Here is an 18,010-nt window from a genome sequence, read left to right on the forward strand (position 1 = left end):
CGAGTGCCACCCGCGTCGGCCCGGTTACCTCCCGGCTCCGAGGGGTTGGCCGAGCATGGCGAGCAATGCGGCGCCGATACTGCCGCCGAGGGCGTTGATCGCGGCGGGATCGAGCAGGGTCGAGGCGACGGTGCGGATATCGCAACCGGGTTGTGGCGCTTGGCCGTCGAGACGATCGGCGAGCCAGTTGAGTGCGTCGGGTGCGCCCATGACGGCGAAGTTGACGTGCGGGCTGACCACGGGCGGGAACTGATCGCGCCGATAGGTGACCGAAGTGCCTTGCGAGCAATAGGAATTCGCGAGCGCGTCGGAACCTGCGACGGTGCTGACTTCGTCGCTGACGCTGTTGTAGAGGTAGACAGGCGTTGTCGGGGCGCGTTGACCCAGCGTGCGCTCATCGATGGCCGCTTTGATGACCGGATCTCGGAACAGCTCGTCGAACGAGACGTTCAGGTACCGCGTGAGGTCGGGCAGTCCGTAATGCCGGATCAGTTCGTGCAGTGTCGTATTGAGGGCGGTCTGGCTGGTGCACCGCCCGATGACGTCCGCGACGAGCGCCTTTCCTTCGGGGGAGATGTAGCGGTCGACGGCGGCGGCGAACTCGGGTGAGTCCTTGGAGATTGCCGCCACAGCGATCGGGATGAGTCCGCCGAGCAAGCCGCCGTTCACCGCTCGCAACCCGCCGTAGAGGTCGGCGACGGGCGCGCCGACCGCAGCGCCGACGATATTCAGTTCCGGCGCGTACGCGGGCTGCATCTCGGCCGTCCAGGCGGTGGCGATGCCGCCGCCGGAGTACCCCCACAGCGCCACCGGCGTCCGCGCGCCGTCGAGCCCGAGCGGAGCGAAGCGTTCTGCGGCGCGGATGCCGTCGAGCGCCACATAGCCGGGTTCGCGCGGCGTGGCGAAGCGGTTGTCCACGCCGCCTTGATCGGGTATCGACACCGCCCAGCCGCGAGCGAGACCGCTTGCTGCCAAGAGGATTTCGATAGCACCGTTGCCTGCGGTCAGCGGGCCCGCCGGATTGGTGAAGTCGATCGGCGAGCCTTGCCGCAGCGAATAGGAGGCGCTGCACATTCCCGAGATCGCATCGACCGCGGTGTGATACGACAACAGCGGGCGTGGCCTGACCGGTCCTTCCGGCATCATCACGGTGGTCACGGAGGTGTACGGCTGGTTGTTGAAGTCTGTTGTGCGGTAGAGCAGTTGCCACGCCTGCACCCGGACGGGCAGCAGGTTGAGCGCAGCGACGGTCACCGGACGTGAGCGCAGAATGGTGCCGGGTTCGGTGCTCTCGTAGCCGAGGGGCGCTGCATAGAACGGATCATCCTGCGGCAGTGGTGGCGCCGCACTCGCCGTCGCGCTTACCAGCGTCGTGAGTCCGAAGATCAGACAGGCAATCATGCCGAGAACGAGGCTGTGCGTGCGGATCCTCATCGGGATGGCCCTCCCCAGTCGCGAACCTCTGCCCGGCCGCCGTCACCAGCGCTCGCAGAAAGAGAACTATAGTTTCCTTAATGTAAGGTGGCGGTGATCACAATGTCAACGAGGTGTTCTTCGCTGTGCGGCATGCGTTCTCGGGGGTACGCGGTTTCGCGTCCGGCGGGCGAAGACAGCTGTTGTCGCCCACCGGGCGCGCGGGCGTGACTATCCGTCGACCAGCTGGAGTCGGCGGGCCAGGTCGGAGACGAAGATCCGATTCGGGTCGACCGCGTCGCGAATCCGCCGCCACTCGTTCAGCCGTGGGTACATGGCGCGGACCATATCCGGTGTGGTGCGAGAGTCTTTCGCGAAGTACAGGCGCCCGCCTGCGGCGAGCACCTGTCGGTCGAGTTCGTCGCAGAACTCGCCGAGTCCCGGTTTGAGCGGAAAGTCGAGGCTGAGCATGAATCCTGGGTGCGGCCACGACAAGGGGGCCGGGTTGCCTGCGCCCATGCGCTTGAACACGTTCAGGAACGACCGATGGCCCGAGTGTGCGATCGCTCGAACCGCCTCGGCGAGTTGCTGTTCGGCGCCGAAAGGCATCGAGAATTGATATTGCATGAAACCGCGGCGGCCGTAGGCGCGATTCCATTCGCCGAGCAGATCCAGCGGGTGATAGAACTGGGTGAGGTTCTGGATCTGGCCGCGAGCGTGTTTCGGATAGAAACGGTAGGCCGCCGCACCGGCGATTCGGGTGGTCAGATTGTTGACCATGCCGTTGGGGAAGATATCGGGCACGGTGAACAATTGCGGCGCATCGAATTTCAAGGGATCGCGCCGAAGTTTGGCGGGCAGTTGGTCGCGGGTGGCGAGCGAGCCGCGGCTGAAGGCGGCGCGGCCGAGATGCGGCCCGGTGCTGATCGTGTCCGGCACCGACATCGAGTACTCGTAGCCGTCGTCGGAACCGTTGGTCAGCAGCTCCATCGTCTCGTCGAGGTTGTCGGTGCGGTCGTTGTCGACGACGAAGTAGGCGGTTTCGGTGTGCTTCATCCGAATTCGCGCCCGCACCACGATCCCGGTGAGCCCCATGCCGCCGACCGTGGCCCAGAACAGTTCGGCCTGCGGCCCTTCCGGGGTGAGCGTGCGCACCGAGCCGTCGGCGGTCAGCAGCTCGAGCGAGAGCACGTGGTTGCCGAAACTGCCGTGCGAGTGGTGATTCTTGCCGTGGATGTCGGAGGCGATCGCGCCGCCGACGGTGACCTGACGCGTGCCTGGCAGCACCGGAACCCACAATCCGTGCGGTAGAGCGGCCCGCACCAAGGTATCCAGGCTGACGCCCGCGTCGACATCGACGACGCCATTGTCGGGATCGATCGAATGGATGCGATCGAACACGGTCATGTCGACGACGAGACCGCCGCTGTTCTGCGCCGGATCGCCGTAGCTTCGCCCGAGCCCGCGCGCGATGACGCCGCGCGGTCCCGCGGTGCCGACAGCCTGTGCGACCGTGTCGATGTCGGGTATGGAAAGCACCCGGGCGACGGTCGGTGCGGTACGACTCCAGCCGGTCAGCCTGCGTTGCTCGATCACCGATTCCCCTGTCCTGGAATTCACCCCGTCACCGTAGTCGCCGATTGCGCGGCGGTGTCGAGCTGTGTCGAAGGGATCTCCGACGTCAATGCCCGACACGACGCCGCCCGCCTGGCGCGGGCCAGGCGGGCGACGGGCGACACTGCTTCAGTCGAACTTTCCTGTGGCATGCGAACTAGCAGATCATTATTCGCTTGCCGCTGCCTCGATTTCTTCGATGGTCGGGATCTTCTCGGTAGCCGGGCTGCCGTTGAAGGCTTTCTGGCAGGCTGCGAGGGCTTCGTTCTCCATCTCCGCGGCCACGTCGGCGAGTTTGATATTGGTGGGATCGTCTGCCGCTTCGTCGGCCGCCAGTGCCGCGTTGGCAGAGGCCACGAGAGCCGCGGCGATATTGTCGCCGACCTTTGCGTTGTTAGTGGCGACGGCACCTGCGGCGGCAGCGGCCTTGTTGAGGTCTTCGTCGGTGATGCCGGCACGTGCGGCTTTCGCGGCGGCAGTGGCGGCCGTCTTCGGTGTACTTGCTTTGTCCGCTTCGTCAGCGGCGGCAGTGGCGGCCTTCGAGGCTTCGTTGGCCGCCTGGGAGGCCAGGGCGGCCGCGGCGGAGAACTGCTCGACACCGGACGCGATCACCTCGAGGCGATCGGCGGCACTGCGCGCCCTTGCCTGCGACTGGGTGATCAACGCCTTGGTGGTGGCATCGGAGGTGGTGGTGGTATTGGAGTCGGATTTGGTCTCCGGATCGGATTTGGTCTCCGGGTCGGCGACGGTGTGAATGCCGAGGGGCGACGCGATATCGGCGACGGCCGGCGCGGCCACACCGATGACGGTGAGCAGTGCGGTCGCCGCAGTGGCGGTAATGAGTGCGGAACGGGGAACGAGCACGGGTCCTCCAGTAATGGTCATGGATCAATGCCAGAACAAATGAGAGACTGCCCATGGTGCGCCGCTGCCCGAAGGTAGCGGACTTATTTATTGGACCGGGTAGCTACTTTAGGGCAATGATTTGTCCGATTCAGGTGCGCGGACGTTGTGACCGGTCGGCTCGGCGTGCCGACAACTCGCATTCGGTGAACATCGTGGAATTCGAAGACCTCGATTACGCCGCGGCAAAAATGAGATCGGTGCCGCGGATTGCCCAGCTGCCCCCGGTCTCGGTAGCGCCGCGCAGCCCGTCCAGGACGTCGGGCCCGGCCAATGCGCCGCATCGTGGATCAGCGAGCGCCGCGAAGCCGAACGTCCGTCGCGCGGTCCAGCGGGTGGAATACACGAGTCGCCTGCTCAATTGCACGAAGCCGGGGACTGCCGCGGCGATCACCCACGCATCGGGGTCTCCTGCGGTGAGACGTTGTGCCTGTCGAAGCCAGGATGCCGCGTCCTCGGGCCAGTCGACCACGGCCGACACGCGATATCCGTGATCGCGCCACGCCGAGACGAATGCTGTTGCCGCAGCGCGCGAATGGACATCCCGGCTGTGCCCGACGGCGACGGTGCCGCCGCGCGGACGCGGTTGCTGCACCATCGCCAGCAACCGCGCCAGCTCGGCGTCGGTGTGTGCTTCCGGTGGCGGACCCGAGACGTGCAGGCCACGCAGTCGTGGCGAGAGGCTCATGCCAGGTAGACGACGCGCACTCGCCATTCGTGAGATTCCGTCCGCTAGTCGGTGCCGAACCAGGTGCTCAGCGCTTCGGTGAGGCCGGTGTCGTCGGAATGGGCGGCCGCCCAGGCCACATACCCGTCGGGGCGAATGAGAACTGCTGCGGGCACGGGGATTTCGCCGAGCCCGGGGACGGACCAGCGCTGGGTGCTGTTGGCATCGATGACATCCACCCGCGATCCGGCGGCCGAGCCGAGCTGGTGTCCGTTGAGGCGCAACAGGATCGGCCGCCCGCTGCGCAGCAGTTCGGCGATGCGGGTCGCACCGTGTTCGGTGCTGAGATCGGCATCGGGTACTCGACGCCCGGCCAGCGGGTGATCACCCTTGGTGTCGTAGCGGATATCCAAGGCGGTGATCATGAGCCCGAGCCGCTGCCGGACCACGTCCATGTCGATCAGGTCGCCCATGGTTTCGCGCAGTGCGTCCATGTGCGGACCGGGTCGTTGCAGCGCGGTCTGTGCCCGCGTGTTCTGCAGGACGCGCGCACCGATCGGCCACCGCTCGGACTCGTAGGTGTCGAGCAGCTCGTCGGAGACGTTGCCGCGCAGGGCAATCGCCAACTTCCATCCGAGATTCACCGCGTCCTGGACGCCGAGGTTGAGTCCCTGCCCGCCTGCGGGGTAGTGGATGTGGGCGGCATCGCCTGCGAGGAACACCCGGCGGTCCCGGTAGCGGTCGGCCTGTCGCGCGGCATCGCCGTAGTGGGTGACCCAGCGAGGGCTGTGCATGCCGAAGTCGGTGCCCGCGATCTCGCGGTAGCTCGCACGGAAGTCGTCGAAACTCAGTGTCGCGCCGCGTGGCAGCACGAGATCGTGCCGTTGCACGATCAGTCGGTACCACCCCGGCTCGAACTGCACCGCCGAATAGTCACCGGCCCCGCGGCGGTGGCCGAAGAACGGTCCGTCCGGCGGATCGGCCAGCTCCACGTCGGCGAGCATGCCGGTCACGGTCGCGTCGGTTCCAGAGAATCCGATGCTGGCCAGTTTGCGTACGGCACTGCGCCCGCCGTCGCAGCCGACCAGATAGGACGCACGGATCTTGCGGGGACCCGCCTGCCCGCCGATCTCGACCTCGATACCTGTTGCGTCTTGGGCGAAGCCGACCACCGGTGCACCCCACCGCACCGTCGTCCCCAATTCGGTGACCCGCTGGTCGAGTTCGCGTTCGACGACCGACTGCAGCACCGCGAGCATGTACGGGTGGCGCGTGTCGAAGTCGCTGAAATCCAAGGGCAGCGCGCCGAAATGCCCTGCCTGCATCCGACGGCCTTGGGGCCGTAGGTGTTCCAGCAGCCCGCGCTGATCGAAGAGCTCCATCGTGCGGGCATGGACGCCGCCGGCGCGCGACTCCCCGGTGCGCGCGGCAAGGCCGTCGACGAGCACCACATCGATGCCTGCGAGCCGCAGTTCGCAGGCCAGCATCAGCCCGGTCGGCCCGGCGCCTGCGACGACCACCTCGGTCTTTTCCATGACCGTCTCCTTAACAACGTTAAGCGATTTAACGTTGTTAAGGAAACCTCGAACGCTGTTAGTCTGTCAAGAGATTCCCCACAGGAGGCGGCAGTGAAGCTCGACACCCAGGTCATCGCGCAGGCAGCGCTGGATCTGCTGGACGACAACGGCCTCGACGGACTGACCATGCGCAAGGTCGCGTCCGCGCTCGATGTGCAAGCGCCCGCGCTCTACTGGCACGTCAAGAACAAGCGCGAACTGCTCGACGCGATGGCCAGAACCGTCTTCGTCGCCGCCGTCGACGGGGTCGAGGCGCCGCGGCACGGGGTGGACTGGCAGGACTGGATGGTCGAGCTCGCAGGCAGGCTGCGCACGTCGATGCTGCGGTATCGGGACGGCGCGAAGGTCTTCGCCGGCACCTACATCAACGACGAAGCCATGTGGCGCACAGTGGAATTAGCGCTGCGCACGCTGGAGGACGCGGACTTCTCGGTTGCCGACGGCGGCCGCGTGTTCGCGATCATGCTGCACTACACCGTCGGCTTCGTCATCGAGGAACAGGCGCGCACCGGCGCGGACTACGACACCAACCCGTACCGCAGCGAACGCGTGGCCGACGGCATCGATACGGTTCGGTACCCGCGGACCGCCCACCTGGTCGTCGACCTGACCGAGGTCGACTACGACGCCGAATTCGAGCTCGGCCTGCGCGTCATCCTGGCCGGAATCCGTGCTGTCCGAACCGAACAGGAGCGCTGATTCGCCGCGACGATCGCGGGCGCGGAGGTAGCCTCGAAAGGGGTCCTACTCGATGATCCGAGACCGCGATGCACGAAATGGCCATCACCCAGAGCGTCATCGACGCCGTGTGTGAGCATGCGGCGGGTCGGACCGTACACAGCGTCACCGTCGAGGTCGGCGCACTGTGTGCGGTGGTGCCCGACGCAATGCAATTCTGCTTCGAACTCGCTGCCGAAGGGACGGTCGCCGCAGGCGCGCGACTTGTCATCCAGCAAATACCCGGCGCCGCCGAGTGTCGGTCCTGTGGCGCCGAATTCGCGCTGGCCGATCAGATTGTGCTGTGTCGTTGTGGGAGCGCTGACATCGAGATCCTTTCCGGACGCGACCTCCGCATCCGGTCGATGGAAGTGAGCGAAGCATGTGCGCAACCTGTGGATGTGGCGACGACGCAGCGGCCGTGATCCGTATTCCACACGGACACAGTCACGAGCACGGCGACCATCAGCACGACCATCAGCACGGCGAGCATCATGATCACCACCACGGTCCAGGCGCCGATCATGTGCACCTGCCGCCCACCGAGACGGTGACGCTGGAACTGAAGGTGCTCGCGAAGAACGATCAACTGGCACAACGTAATCGGCAGTGGCTGGCCGAGCGCGACATCCTCGCGTTGAACATGATGAGCTCGCCGGGCGCGGGCAAGACCTCGCTGCTGGAGCGGACGATCCGTGAGCTGGGCGACGATCTTGTTGTCTCGGTGATCGAGGGCGACCAGGCCACGCTGTTGGACGCCGAGCGCATCCACGCGACCGGATGCAAAGTGGTGCAGATCAATACCGGCGCAGGTTGTCATCTGGACGCCGAAATGATGTATCGCGCATTGGAAACTCTCCAGCCCGCACCGGGATCGCTGCTGTTCGTCGAGAATGTCGGGAATTTGGTGTGCCCTGCTCTTTTCGATCTTGGTGAAAAAGGCAAAGTGGTGGTTATCTCGGTGACCGAGGGCACCGACAAGCCGCTGAAGTATCCGCACATGTTCGCGGCCGCGGAATTGGTGCTGGTCAACAAGATCGATCTGTTGCCGTACGTCGACTTCGATCTGGACAAGTGCGGAAAATTTGCTGCTTCCGTCAACCCCGGCATACAGCTTCTGCCACTGTCGGTTTCGACGGGTGAAGGCGTAGATCATTGGTACAACTGGCTTTTCGAGCAACGAAATCCTCTGAAATCGTCAACTCTTGAGGGTGCCGTCAAGCAAGGCTTAGACTGACGTGATCAGGATCACAGTAGGGTGACGTTCTTCAAGCCCAGAGAGACCCACCCCTGATCCGCTGTGGAAGGTGGCAGCCCGATGCCAACTCAGGAAGCAGTGCGAGCCGAAGAGACTCTGATTCATGTGCTCTGGATCAATGCTGGTCTCAGTTGTGACGGCGACTCGGTGGCGTTGACTGCCGCCACCCAACCAAGTATCGAAGAAATTGCCCTCGGCGCGCTGCCAGGGTTACCCAAAATCGCGGTGCATTGGCCGCTTATCGATTTCGAGTGCGGCCCGACCGGCGGCGCCGATGACTTCTTGGAGTGGTTCTTCAAGGCGGACAGAGGCGAGCTCGAGCCCTTCGTGCTCGTCGTGGAAGGCTCGATTCCGAACGAGAACCTGCATGACGAAGGCTACTGGTGCGGGTTCGGCAACAACCCGGACACCAATCAGCCGATGACCACCAGTGAATGGCTGGATCGGTTGGCGCCCAAGGCAACTGCGATTGTCGCGGTCGGCACCTGCGCCACCTACGGCGGCATCCACGCGATGGCGGGTAACCCGACCGGAGCGATGGGCGTGCCCGACTATCTCGGCTGGGACTGGAAGAGCAAGGCAGGCATCCCGATCGTCTGCGTGCCCGGTTGCCCGATCCAGCCGGACAACCTCTCGGAGACCCTCACCTACCTGCTCTACATGGCCACCGGCCAGGCTCCGATGATCCCGCTCGACGAGGCACTTCGGCCCAAGTGGCTCTTCGGCGCGACGGTGCACGAAGGATGCGACCGCGCAGGCTATTACGAGCAGGGCGATTTCGCGACCGAGTACGGGTCACCGAAATGCATTGTGAAACTGGGTTGTTGGGGCCCGGTCGTCAAATGCAATGTGCCCAAGCGGGGTTGGATCAACGGAGTCGGTGGCTGCCCGAACGTCGGCGGCATCTGCATCGGCTGCACCATGCCCGGATTCCCCGACAAGTTCATGCCTTTCATGGATGAACCGCCCGGCGGGAAGTTGTCTTCCGCCGCATCAGGACTTTACGGATCGATGATCCGCAGTCTCCGACACATCACCGGCCGCACGGTCGACAAAGAGCCGCGCTGGCGGCACAAGGGCGAGCAGCTGACCACGGGAGCCACTCGCACCTGGTAGGAGGATCTTCGATGACTGCCATCGTCCCCGAGCCGTCGCACAAGAAGATCGAACCCAACAGCCTCGTCGAGATGGCCTGGGATCCGATCACGCGCATTGTCGGCAGCCTGGGTATCTACACCAAGATCGACTTCGAGAACCGCGAGGTGGTCGAGTGCCACAGCACCTCGTCCATCTTCCGCGGCTACTCGATCTTCATGAAGGGCAAGGACCCGCGCGACGCGCACTTCATCACCAGCCGCATCTGCGGCATCTGTGGTGACAACCACGCGACGTGCTCGTGCTACTGCCAGAACATGGCCTACGGTGTGAAGCCGCCGCATCTCGGTGAGTGGATCGTCAACCTCGGTGAGGCCGCCGAGTACATGTTCGACCACAACATCTTCCAGGAGAACCTGGTCGGGGTCGACTTCTGCGAAAAGATGGTCGCCGAGACCAATCCCGGTGTGCTGGCCCAGGCGGAGAAGACGCTCGCGCCACATTCGAACGAGCACGGCTACCGGACCGTCGCCGACATCATGCGGGCACTCAACCCGTTCACCGGTGAGTTCTACCGGGAGGCACTGCAAGTCAGCCGGTACACGCGCGAGATGTTCTGTCTGATGGAGGGCAGGCATGTGCATCCGTCGACGCTGTACCCCGGCGGTGTCGGCACCGTCGCGACCATTCAGCTGATGACCGATTACATGTCGCGGCTGATGCGTTATGTCGAGTTCATGAAGAAGGTCGTGCCGATGCACGACGATCTGTTCGACTTCTTCTACGAGGCGCTGCCCGGCTACGAGCAGGTCGGCCTGCGCCGCACCCTGCTCGGCTGCTGGGGGTCGTTCCAGGATCCCGACGTCTGCAACTTCGCCTACAAGGACATGGAGGAGTGGGGTCGCAAGATGTTCGTGACCCCCGGCGTTGTCGTCGACGGCAAGCTGGTGACCACGTCACTGGTCGACATCAACCTCGGCATCCGAATCCTTTTGGGCAGTTCGTATTACGACGACTGGACCGATCAGGAGATGTTCGTCAAGGCCGATCCGCTCGGCAACCCGGTGGACCGGCGCCATCCGTGGAATCAGCACACCAACCCGAAGCCGCAGAAGCGCGACATGGACGACAAGTACAGCTGGGTCATGTCGCCGCGCTGGTTCGACGGCAAGGATCATCTGGCCCTCGACACCGGCGGCGGCCCGCTCGCCCGGCTGTGGTCGACCGCGCTGGCTCGGCTCGTCGACATCGGTTACGTGAAGTCGACCGGCCACAGCGTGCAGATCAACCTGCCGAAGACCGCGCTGAAGGGCCCGGCCAGCTTCGAATGGAAGATTCCGGTGCACGGCAGCAACACCATTGAACGCAACCGCGCCCGCACCTACTTCCAGGCGTACGCGGCGGGCTGCGCGCTGCACTTCGCCGAGAAGGCCCTCGAAGAGATCCGGGCAGGCCACACCAAGACCTGGGAGAAGTTCGAGGTGCCCGACGAGGGCATCGGCTGCGGCTTCACCGAGGCGGTGCGCGGCGTGCTGTCGCATCACATGGTGATCAGGGACGGGAAGATCGCGAACTACCACCCGTATCCGCCGACACCGTGGAATGCCAACCCGCGGGACAGCTTTGGTACACCGGGCCCGTACGAGGACGCGGTGCAGGGTCAGCCGATTTTCGAAGAGAACGACCGCGAGCACTTCAAGGGCATCGACATCATGCGCACCGTGCGCAGCTTCGATCCCTGCCTGCCGTGCGGCGTGCACATGTATCTCGGCAACGGCAAGACGCTGGAGAAACTGCACTCGCCGACCCAAACGCTGACCGGCGAGTGAAGGCGGGTCGAGCGAGGCGGCGGAGCGATGACAGTGGACGATCGCCAGGGAGACCACGAAGACACAGCGAGCACCGACACCGCCCTTGATGACGAGAACCGTTGGCGCACAGCGGGTGAACGGATCGAGACGCTGCTGGACGCGAGTGCGGCGGGCGGTGCCGTTGCCCGCGAGCGGGCCGAGCAGCTGGTGCGCGAGGTCGCGGAGCTGTACGGCGCCGGGCTGCAGCGGGTGTTGCGGCTGCTCGACGCCGACAGCGCCGCGATTGATCGGCTCGCGCGCGACGATCTGGTGGCGAGCCTGCTGCTCGTGCACGGGCTGCATCCGCACGATGTGCACACCAGGGTGCGGACCGCGTTGGACACTGTGCGGCCCTATCTCGGGTCGCACGGCGGCGACGTGGCGTTGCTCGGTGTCGCCGACGGCGTTGTCCGGCTGGAGCTTTCGGGCAGCTGCAAGACATGTCCCTCGTCGTCGGTGACGCTGGAGCTGGCCGTCGAGGACGCGGTGCGAGCGGCCGCGCCGGAAATCGTGTCCATCGAAGTGGCTGCGGCCCAGGCGGAGTCGGCGAGTCTGTTCTCCACCGACTCGCTGTTCTCCCGCGTGCATGCCACACCGCCGGACCAGCCCGCGGGCAGCTGGGTGGCGGTGCCGGAGTTGGCCGAACTGCAACCCGGTGAGGTGGGCGGTTTCTCGATCGCCGGGCTGGTGGTGCTGGCGTGCCGCGTCGGCGACAACCTGTTCGCCTACCGGGATCACTGTCCGGCGTGCGACAACTCGCTCGCGGGCGCCGTGCTGCACCGGCGCATGGGCCATCCGATCGGGGACGCGGTGCTGCGCTGCCCGACCTGCCATGCGCATTTCGACGCGGTGCATGCCGGCGCGCGGGTCGACGGTGACGGACACCTGGAACCACTGCCCGTGCTGGTGCGTTCGGGTGAACTGTCGGTCGCGGTGCCGGTGGGGGTGCGTGGATGACGTCGCCGTTCCGTGCGTTGCAACGGATCACCGCAACCCGCTCGCCTGCCGCGCCGGTCGGCGAGCGCTGCGAGATGTGTGCGGAGCCGATCGGCGACGAGCACCAGCATGTGGTGAATGTCGAAGGCAGGCAGCTGATGTGCACCTGCCGCGGCTGCTATCTGTTGTTCATCGACCAGCGTGCCGAGCTCCGCTACCGCGCGGTGCCCGACCGGTATCTGTCCTTCCCCGACTTCACCATCAGTCAGGGGGAGTGGGACGCGCTGGAGATCCCGGTGGGGTTGGCGTTCTTCTTTCACAACTCGACCCTCGGCCGGACCGTGGCGTTCTATCCGGGACCGGCGGGCGCCACCGAATCCGAACTGCCGCTGGCCGAGTGGCAGGTGATCCTGGATCGGCATCCCGAGTTGACCGTGCTCGCAGCCGATGTCGAAGCCTTGCTGATCCGGATCCCCGAGCGGGGTACCGGGGCGGCGGTGTGCCTGTTGCTGCCGATCGACGCCTGCTACGAGTTCGTCGGCAGGATGCGCTTGCTGTGGCGCGGCTTCGACGGCGGGCAGGACGTGCACGACTATCTCGACGAGTTCTTCACCGCCGTGTCCGCTCGCGCGCGACCTGGCGGTGTGCCGTGAGCCCGGTCTACTCGATGACCTTCGCGGTCCTCGACGTCCGGCCCGAACCCTATGCCGTTGCCCCGAATCTGACCGCGCGCATCGGCATCGCCTCGCTCTCCGAGGAGCCCGTGCACGCGGTCGCGTTGCGCGCGCAGGTGCGGATCGAGCCGCACCGCAGGCGCTATTCCGACGAGGAAGGGGAGGGGCTGGCCGATCTCTTCGGCCCTCGCGAGCGCTGGCGCGACACCCAGCGGACCTTCCTCTGGATGCATTGCGCCACCATGATTCAGGGCTTTCAGGGTGGGGCGGAGATCGATCTGCCGATGCCGGTCACCTACGACTTCGAAGTGACCGGTTCCAAGTACCTGCATGCGCTGCGCGAAGGAACCGTGCCACTGCTGTTTCTGTTCAGTGGAACGGTATTCCTCAAAGGGACAACAGGTTTCGGCGTGCAGCAGATCCCCTGGGATCGCGACGACAAGTTCGACATGCCGGTCTCGGTCTGGCGCGACGTGATGGCCGCGCACTTCCCCAACTCCGGGTGGCTGCGCCTCACCAGGGAGACCCTCGACGCGCTCGCCGCCTACAAGTCCAGGCACGGCATGCTCGGCTTCGACGACGCGGTGACCCGGCTGCTGGCGCAGTGCCCCGAGCAGACCCCCTCGACCGGAAGCGAGGCGTCGTGATGAATGCGCAGACCATGGCAAGGGCGCGCGCCGTCGCCGATGCCGTGCTGTACGAGGGATACCTGCTCTATCCGTACCGGGCCAGTTCGCGAAAGAACCAGTCGCGCTGGCAGTTCGGCGTGCTCGGCCCCGACGGGGCGGCAGCCGCCGGGGTCGGCGAGGAATCCAGCCTGTCGGCGGACTGCCTGCTCGAGGCGACCGCGGCGACCACCCTCACCGTGAGCGTTCGATTCCTGCAGTTGCAGCGGCGTGCGGTCGAGGACCGGGATGGTGTCCGGATCGCCGAGTTGAAGGCGGGTGGTCGCTCGTACCTCACCTGGGACGAAGCGGTGGAGCGCGAATGTGTGTTCGGCCCACTGCCGCTCGCCGCGGCGACGCATCCGCTGCCTGCGCCGGGTGGGAGCGAGGTCGAGGAGATCGCCACGGCATCGGGCAAGTCCGCGGGGCGGTTGGTGCGCACGAGGCTCCCGTTGGCGGGAGAGCTCGAGCTCGCTGTCGCCGACGACGACGGGTACGTCCGGCTCACGGTGCTTGTCCGCAATACCGGCGCCGCTGCCACGGATCAGCGTGACGCCATCGCCCGCTCGATGATCGGCGCGCACGTCATTCTGGAAGTCGTTGATGGCCAGTTCATTTCGCTGCTGGAGCCGCCGGACGAGGCGGCCGCCGCCGTCTCCCGGTGCGTCAGGGACCGGTGCTTCCCGGTGCTCGCCGGACCGTCCGGCGACCACAGCCTGCTGTTGATCTCGCCGATCATCCTCTACGACCACCCCGAAATCGCCGAGCAGAGCGAGGGACCGCTGTTCGACTCCACCGAGATCGACGAGATCCTCACCCTGCGGGTGATGACAATGACCGACGAGGAAAAGGCGCAGGCCCGGGCCACCGATCCACGCGCGGGCGAGATCATCGACCGCTGCGACGCCATGACACCGGAGGCCATGCAGCAGTTGCACGGAGTGCTGCGCGACCCGAACGCCGGGCAGCCGCCGCTGATCCCGCCGGTGCCCGAGGGTGTCGACTGGTGGGATCCGCTGGCCGACAATGCCGTTCAGCCGCAGTCGGACGCGGTGTCGATCGCCGGGGTGCGGGTAAGTCGAGGCAGCCTGGTGCGGCTGCGCCCGTCGCGCCGTGCCGATGCGCAGGACCTGTTCTATGACGGCAAAATCGCACGGGTGACCTCCGTCCACGAAGACGTCGAGGGGCACGCCCATGTCGGTGTGGTGATCGAGGACGACCCGGCGGCGGATTTGCACGACTGGTATGGGCGCTACCTGTATTTCGCGCCCGACGAGATCGAACCCCTTGCCAGTCCAGAGGAATAGCACCAAACCCTTGTCAGCCCCAAGGAATAAGAAAGAAGGTCCGCTATGGAAACGGTAGGAGTGATCGCGACCGGTGTTGTCGCGGTGATCGTGCTCGGCGCCGCCTACATCGGCGTGCGGTCGATCCCGGATTTGCGGCGCTACCTCAAGATTCGCCATATGTAGCCGCGCCGGAACCCCATTCGGAACGGAGGTGGTCTGACGACCACCGTGCTGGTCGCCGGGATCGGCAATGTCTTCCTCGGTGACGACGGATTCGGCCCCGAGGTGGTGCGGCGACTGCCGCCCCACCCCGATCCCGCGGTGCGCGTGGTCGACTACGGCATCCGCGGCATGCACCTGGCCTACGACCTGCTCGACGGATGGGACGCGCTGGTGCTCATCGACGCGGTGCCGAATCGTGGTGTGGCAGGGCGCCTTCAGGTGTTCCGCGCCGAACCGGACGGCACGGGCGCCGCGAACCTCGACGCGCACGCCATGAACCCGGAAGCGGTGTTCGCCGGCGTCCGTGCGCTCGGTGGCACGGTGCCGCCGACCGTGGTGGTCGGCTGCGAAGTCGAAACCGTCGATGAGCGAATGGGTTTGTCCGCGCCGGTCGCGGCGGCCGTGGCTGCGGCTGTTGTCGCGGTGGGTCGCGTGCTCACCGACCTGACCGCCGCGGGTCCCGATCAGTCCCGACCACCGCCGGAGTAGAGGAGTAACCGATGTGCCTCGGCATACCTGGTCGCGTCGTCGAGATCCTCGACGGCTACCACAATCAGATTGCGCTGGTCGATGTCTCCGGCGAGCGGCGCAAAGTGAATATCGGCCTGCTGGAAGATGATCCGGCCCGGCCCGGTGACTGGGTGATCATTCACATGGGCTTTGTCGTGGAGAAGACCGACGAAGCCGGGGCGACGGCGGCGCTGGCGGGTTTGCGGCTGCTCGGCAGCGGTGAGGAACCGTGACCACGGGCCGGGCGCGCCGCCGGATCGTGGTGCGCGGTGTGGTGCAAGGCGTCGGTTTCCGGCCGTTCGTCTACACCACCGCTGCGGAACTCGCCCTGTCCGGCAGCGTGTCGAACGACAGCTCCGGCGTGCTCATCGAAATCGAAGGTGCACCAGCGGATCTGGACGCGTTCGCGCAGCGGCTCCATGATCGGCCGCCCCCACTGGCGGTGGTCGAATCGGTCGAGGTGCAGTCCGTCGCACTGCGCGGCGGCACCGGCTTCCATATCGCCGACACCACGCGTAGCAGCGTCGGACGCACCTTGGCCTCACCCGATGTCGCGCTCTGTGCCGACTGCGCACGCGAACTTCGCGACCCAGGCAACCGCCGCTACCGGCACCCCTTCATCAACTGCACCAACTGCGGCCCGCGCTTCACGATCATCGCGAGTCTGCCGTACGACCGCGACCGCACCTCCATGGCCGACTTCACCATGTGCGACCGGTGTGCGAGCGAATACGGCGACCCGGCCGACCGCCGCTTCCATGCCCAGCCGATCGCCTGCCCCGACTGCGGACCTGTCCTCGCGTATCACGAACGGGGAGTCGATGAGTCGCTCGCGCAGGCTGGAGCGGCATTGGCGGCCGCCCGAAAGGTGTTGCGCGACGGCGGCATCCTGGCGGTGAAGGGCATCGGCGGTTACCACCTCGCCTGCGATGCCGGGCACGAGGCGGCCGTCGCGGAGTTGCGCAGGCGAAAGCAGCGCGGCGACAAGCCTTTCGCGCTGATGGTTCCGGATCTCGCGGTGGCTCGCTCGATAGTCGAGGTGGATGCCACGGCCGCCGCACTTCTGACGAGCCCGGCGCGGCCGATCGTGCTGCTGGCGCGTCACGTTGCCGGTGCACCTGAGGTGCTCAGCGTGGCGGCTCCGTCGCCGAGCACTAGCACGGACCAGGTGTCGCACGCCATGCCCCCCGCCGGGTCGGTGGCTCCAGACAACCCCGATTTGGGCGTGATGATCGCCTACGCGCCGCTGCATCTGCTGCTCTTCGGCCTGCCCGGCGATCCACCCGGCCCGCAGGTGCTCGTGATGACGTCGGGCAATCTCGGCGGCGAGCCGATCTGCTACGACGACAACGACGCTCGTGCCAGACTCGTCGGCCTCGCGGACGGCTGGCTCTCGCACAATCGCCGCATTCTCGTGCCGTGCGATGACTCGGTGGTGCGCTTGGTCGACGGCCTCGAACTGCCGGTGCGCCGGTCTCGCGGCTACGCGCCGCTGCCGCTGGTGCTGCCGATCCCGATGTCGCCGACGCTGGCCGTCGGCGCCGACCTGAAGAACACCTGCGCGGTCGCCGAAGGGCGCTATGCCTGGCTCAGCCAGCACATCGGCGACATGGATGATCTGGCCACGCTGCGTGCCTTCGACGACGCGGAACACCATCTGGAGCAGCTCACCGGCGTCGCACCGGAACACCTTGTTGCCGACGCCCATCCCGGCTACCGATCCACCGCGTGGGCGCGCCGGAACGCAGGCGCACGACCGGTGCGCCTGGTGCAGCATCACCACGCGCACATCGCCGCTGTCATGGGCGAGCACGGAGTGGACCCGGCGGCAACGGTTCTCGGCATCGCGTTCGACGGCACCGGCTTCGGCCCGGACGGCGCCGTGTGGGGCGGCGAGGTGCTCGCGGCGGGCTACAAGGATTTTCGGCGGCTCGCGCACCTCAAGTACGTGCCGCTGGCGGGCGGAGACGTGAGCGTGCACCGCCCGTACCGGATGGCGCTGGCCCACCTGTGGGCCGCCGGACTCGACTGGTCGGCAGCGATCCCCGCGGTGCAGGCCTGCCCCGATGCCGAACGTGCCGTGCTGAAGCACCAATTCGCGACCGGCCTCGGCTGCGTGCCGACCTCGAGCATGGGCCGCTTGTTCGACGCGGTGGCCTCGCTGGCCGGCGTCCGGCATGTGGTGGATTACGAGGCGCAGGCGGCGATCGAACTCGAGGGTCTGTCGCGTGGGGTAGTCGACGACACGAGGGGCTATCGGTTCGCGATCGGCGACGCCGAGAACCTCGGCGCCGAACCCGCAGTGATCGACCCGACACCCGTTGTGGCTGCTGTGATCCGGGATGCGGCGCAGGGTGTTCCGGCCGCGGTGCTCGGCGCCCGCTTCCACGAGGCGGTAGCGCGCCTGATTCTCCAACTGGCGCAGGACTTCGCGCCTTCGCCGACACCTGTTGCCCTCTCCGGCGGCGTCTTCCAGAACGCCCTCCTGCTGGCGCGCACCCGCCGCCTGTTGCAGGACAACGACTTCCCTGTCATCTCCCATCGCCGACTACCGCCCAACGACGGTGGTCTGGCGTTCGGGCAACTACTCGCCGTCAGCGCGGGATGAGGAAAGGAGCGC

The 18,010-nt window shown here is 66.2% G+C and carries 18 protein-coding genes; 13 read left to right on the plus strand and 5 right to left on the minus strand.

Annotated features, from left to right (window positions below; genetic code table 11):
- Positions 1-24: 24 nt before the first annotated feature.
- From ACGFNJ_RS24455 to ACGFNJ_RS24475, 5 genes are all read right to left on the minus strand, one after another.
- Positions 25-1,434 carry a lipase family protein gene (locus tag ACGFNJ_RS24455; protein ID WP_393452412.1) on the minus strand — a complete coding sequence of 470 codons (1,410 nt, stop codon included), beginning with the start codon at positions 1,432-1,434 and terminating at the stop codon, positions 25-27.
- A gap of 210 nt (positions 1,435-1,644) precedes the next feature.
- Complete coding sequence (locus ACGFNJ_RS24460; protein WP_393452415.1) at positions 1,645-3,033, minus strand: FAD-binding protein; 1,389 nt, start codon at positions 3,031-3,033, stop codon at positions 1,645-1,647.
- 162 nt (positions 3,034-3,195) lie between these two features.
- Positions 3,196-3,912, minus strand: coding sequence for a hypothetical protein (locus ACGFNJ_RS24465; RefSeq protein WP_393452418.1), 717 nt, complete (start codon positions 3,910-3,912; stop codon positions 3,196-3,198).
- Positions 3,913-4,105: 193 nt separating this feature from the next.
- A complete protein-coding gene (locus ACGFNJ_RS24470; RefSeq protein ID WP_393452421.1) occupies positions 4,106-4,618 on the minus strand; it encodes a hypothetical protein in 513 nt (170 codons plus the stop codon).
- 44 nt (positions 4,619-4,662) lie between these two features.
- On the minus strand, positions 4,663-6,132 hold the full coding sequence (locus ACGFNJ_RS24475) for an FAD-dependent monooxygenase (RefSeq protein WP_393452424.1): 1,470 nt from the start codon (positions 6,130-6,132) through the stop codon (positions 4,663-4,665).
- 93 nt (positions 6,133-6,225) lie between these two features.
- Between ACGFNJ_RS24475 and ACGFNJ_RS24480 the strand changes: the two genes are divergently transcribed.
- The 13 genes from ACGFNJ_RS24480 (at position 6,226) to hypF (ending at position 17,998) form a co-directional block, all read left to right on the plus strand.
- Positions 6,226-6,873 carry a TetR/AcrR family transcriptional regulator C-terminal domain-containing protein gene (locus ACGFNJ_RS24480; protein ID WP_393452427.1) on the plus strand — a complete coding sequence of 216 codons (648 nt, stop codon included), beginning with the start codon at positions 6,226-6,228 and terminating at the stop codon, positions 6,871-6,873.
- Positions 6,874-6,941: 68 nt separating this feature from the next.
- Positions 6,942-7,316 carry a hydrogenase maturation nickel metallochaperone HypA gene (hypA, locus tag ACGFNJ_RS24485; protein ID WP_069160124.1) on the plus strand — a complete coding sequence of 125 codons (375 nt, stop codon included), beginning with the start codon at positions 6,942-6,944 and terminating at the stop codon, positions 7,314-7,316.
- Positions 7,274-8,128 carry a hydrogenase nickel incorporation protein HypB gene (gene hypB, locus ACGFNJ_RS24490; RefSeq protein ID WP_393452431.1) on the plus strand — a complete coding sequence of 285 codons (855 nt, stop codon included), beginning with the start codon at positions 7,274-7,276 and terminating at the stop codon, positions 8,126-8,128. The genes hypA and hypB overlap by 43 nt, the downstream gene beginning before the upstream one ends.
- A gap of 81 nt (positions 8,129-8,209) precedes the next feature.
- Entirely contained in the window at positions 8,210-9,265 is a 1,056-nt protein-coding gene (locus ACGFNJ_RS24495) for a hydrogenase expression protein HypE (RefSeq protein ID WP_393452434.1), read from the plus strand.
- Positions 9,266-9,276: 11 nt separating this feature from the next.
- Positions 9,277-11,073 (plus strand): nickel-dependent hydrogenase large subunit, encoded by a 1,797-nt coding sequence (locus ACGFNJ_RS24500; RefSeq protein ID WP_069160121.1) that lies wholly within the window; start codon positions 9,277-9,279, stop codon positions 11,071-11,073.
- A gap of 27 nt (positions 11,074-11,100) precedes the next feature.
- Positions 11,101-12,051, plus strand: a complete 951-nt coding sequence (locus ACGFNJ_RS24505; RefSeq protein ID WP_393452439.1) for a NifU family protein — start codon at positions 11,101-11,103, stop codon at positions 12,049-12,051.
- A complete protein-coding gene (locus ACGFNJ_RS24510) occupies positions 12,048-12,683 on the plus strand; it encodes a DUF5947 family protein (RefSeq protein WP_393452442.1) in 636 nt (211 codons plus the stop codon). The genes ACGFNJ_RS24505 and ACGFNJ_RS24510 overlap by 4 nt, the downstream gene beginning before the upstream one ends.
- A 14-nt stretch (positions 12,684-12,697) precedes the next feature.
- The gene (locus ACGFNJ_RS24515) at positions 12,698-13,351 is read left to right on the plus strand and encodes a DUF6084 family protein (protein WP_393454120.1); all 654 of its coding nucleotides are present in this window, start codon (positions 12,698-12,700) and stop codon (positions 13,349-13,351) included.
- On the plus strand, positions 13,351-14,676 hold the full coding sequence (locus ACGFNJ_RS24520) for a hypothetical protein (RefSeq protein WP_393452445.1): 1,326 nt from the start codon (positions 13,351-13,353) through the stop codon (positions 14,674-14,676). The genes ACGFNJ_RS24515 and ACGFNJ_RS24520 overlap by 1 nt, the downstream gene beginning before the upstream one ends.
- A gap of 45 nt (positions 14,677-14,721) precedes the next feature.
- Positions 14,722-14,841 (plus strand): DUF6893 family small protein, encoded by a 120-nt coding sequence (locus ACGFNJ_RS24525; RefSeq protein WP_393452448.1) that lies wholly within the window; start codon positions 14,722-14,724, stop codon positions 14,839-14,841.
- A 45-nt stretch (positions 14,842-14,886) separates the two neighbouring features.
- Positions 14,887-15,369: a hydrogenase maturation protease gene (locus ACGFNJ_RS24530; protein ID WP_393452451.1), complete on the plus strand. Its 483-nt coding sequence runs from the start codon at positions 14,887-14,889 to the stop codon at positions 15,367-15,369.
- Positions 15,370-15,380: 11 nt separating this feature from the next.
- Positions 15,381-15,623, plus strand: a complete 243-nt coding sequence (locus ACGFNJ_RS24535; protein ID WP_393452454.1) for a HypC/HybG/HupF family hydrogenase formation chaperone — start codon at positions 15,381-15,383, stop codon at positions 15,621-15,623.
- Positions 15,620-17,998, plus strand: coding sequence for a carbamoyltransferase HypF (hypF, locus tag ACGFNJ_RS24540; RefSeq protein ID WP_393452457.1), 2,379 nt, complete (start codon positions 15,620-15,622; stop codon positions 17,996-17,998). Before ACGFNJ_RS24535 ends, hypF begins: the two co-directional genes overlap by 4 nt.
- Positions 17,999-18,010: the final 12 nt, after the last annotated feature.

It is taken from the genome of Nocardia sp. NPDC049149 (assembly GCF_043197455.1).
Classification (GTDB): Bacteria; Actinomycetota; Actinomycetes; order Mycobacteriales; family Mycobacteriaceae; genus Nocardia.

Bases quoted from the DNA above. Each gene is read 5' to 3' on its own strand.
- ACGFNJ_RS24505 (WP_393452439.1), top strand. From the start codon at position 11,101: ATGACAGTGGACGATCGCCAGGGAGACCACGAAGACACAGCGAGCACC.
- hypB (WP_393452431.1), top strand. From the start codon at position 7,274: ATGTGCGCAACCTGTGGATGTGGCGACGACGCAGCGGCCGTGATCCGT.
- ACGFNJ_RS24475 (WP_393452424.1), bottom strand. From the start codon at position 6,132: ATGGAAAAGACCGAGGTGGTCGTCGCAGGCGCCGGGCCGACCGGGCTG.
- ACGFNJ_RS24515 (WP_393454120.1), top strand. From the start codon at position 12,698: ATGACCTTCGCGGTCCTCGACGTCCGGCCCGAACCCTATGCCGTTGCC.
- ACGFNJ_RS24510 (WP_393452442.1), top strand. From the start codon at position 12,048: ATGACGTCGCCGTTCCGTGCGTTGCAACGGATCACCGCAACCCGCTCG.
- ACGFNJ_RS24465 (WP_393452418.1), bottom strand. From the start codon at position 3,912: ATGACCATTACTGGAGGACCCGTGCTCGTTCCCCGTTCCGCACTCATT.
- ACGFNJ_RS24455 (WP_393452412.1), bottom strand. From the start codon at position 1,434: ATGAGGATCCGCACGCACAGCCTCGTTCTCGGCATGATTGCCTGTCTG.
- ACGFNJ_RS24520 (WP_393452445.1), top strand. From the start codon at position 13,351: ATGAATGCGCAGACCATGGCAAGGGCGCGCGCCGTCGCCGATGCCGTG.
- ACGFNJ_RS24500 (WP_069160121.1), top strand. From the start codon at position 9,277: ATGACTGCCATCGTCCCCGAGCCGTCGCACAAGAAGATCGAACCCAAC.
- ACGFNJ_RS24495 (WP_393452434.1), top strand. From the start codon at position 8,210: ATGCCAACTCAGGAAGCAGTGCGAGCCGAAGAGACTCTGATTCATGTG.
- ACGFNJ_RS24470 (WP_393452421.1), bottom strand. From the start codon at position 4,618: ATGAGCCTCTCGCCACGACTGCGTGGCCTGCACGTCTCGGGTCCGCCA.
- hypA (WP_069160124.1), top strand. From the start codon at position 6,942: ATGCACGAAATGGCCATCACCCAGAGCGTCATCGACGCCGTGTGTGAG.
- ACGFNJ_RS24525 (WP_393452448.1), top strand. From the start codon at position 14,722: ATGGAAACGGTAGGAGTGATCGCGACCGGTGTTGTCGCGGTGATCGTG.
- ACGFNJ_RS24535 (WP_393452454.1), top strand. From the start codon at position 15,381: ATGTGCCTCGGCATACCTGGTCGCGTCGTCGAGATCCTCGACGGCTAC.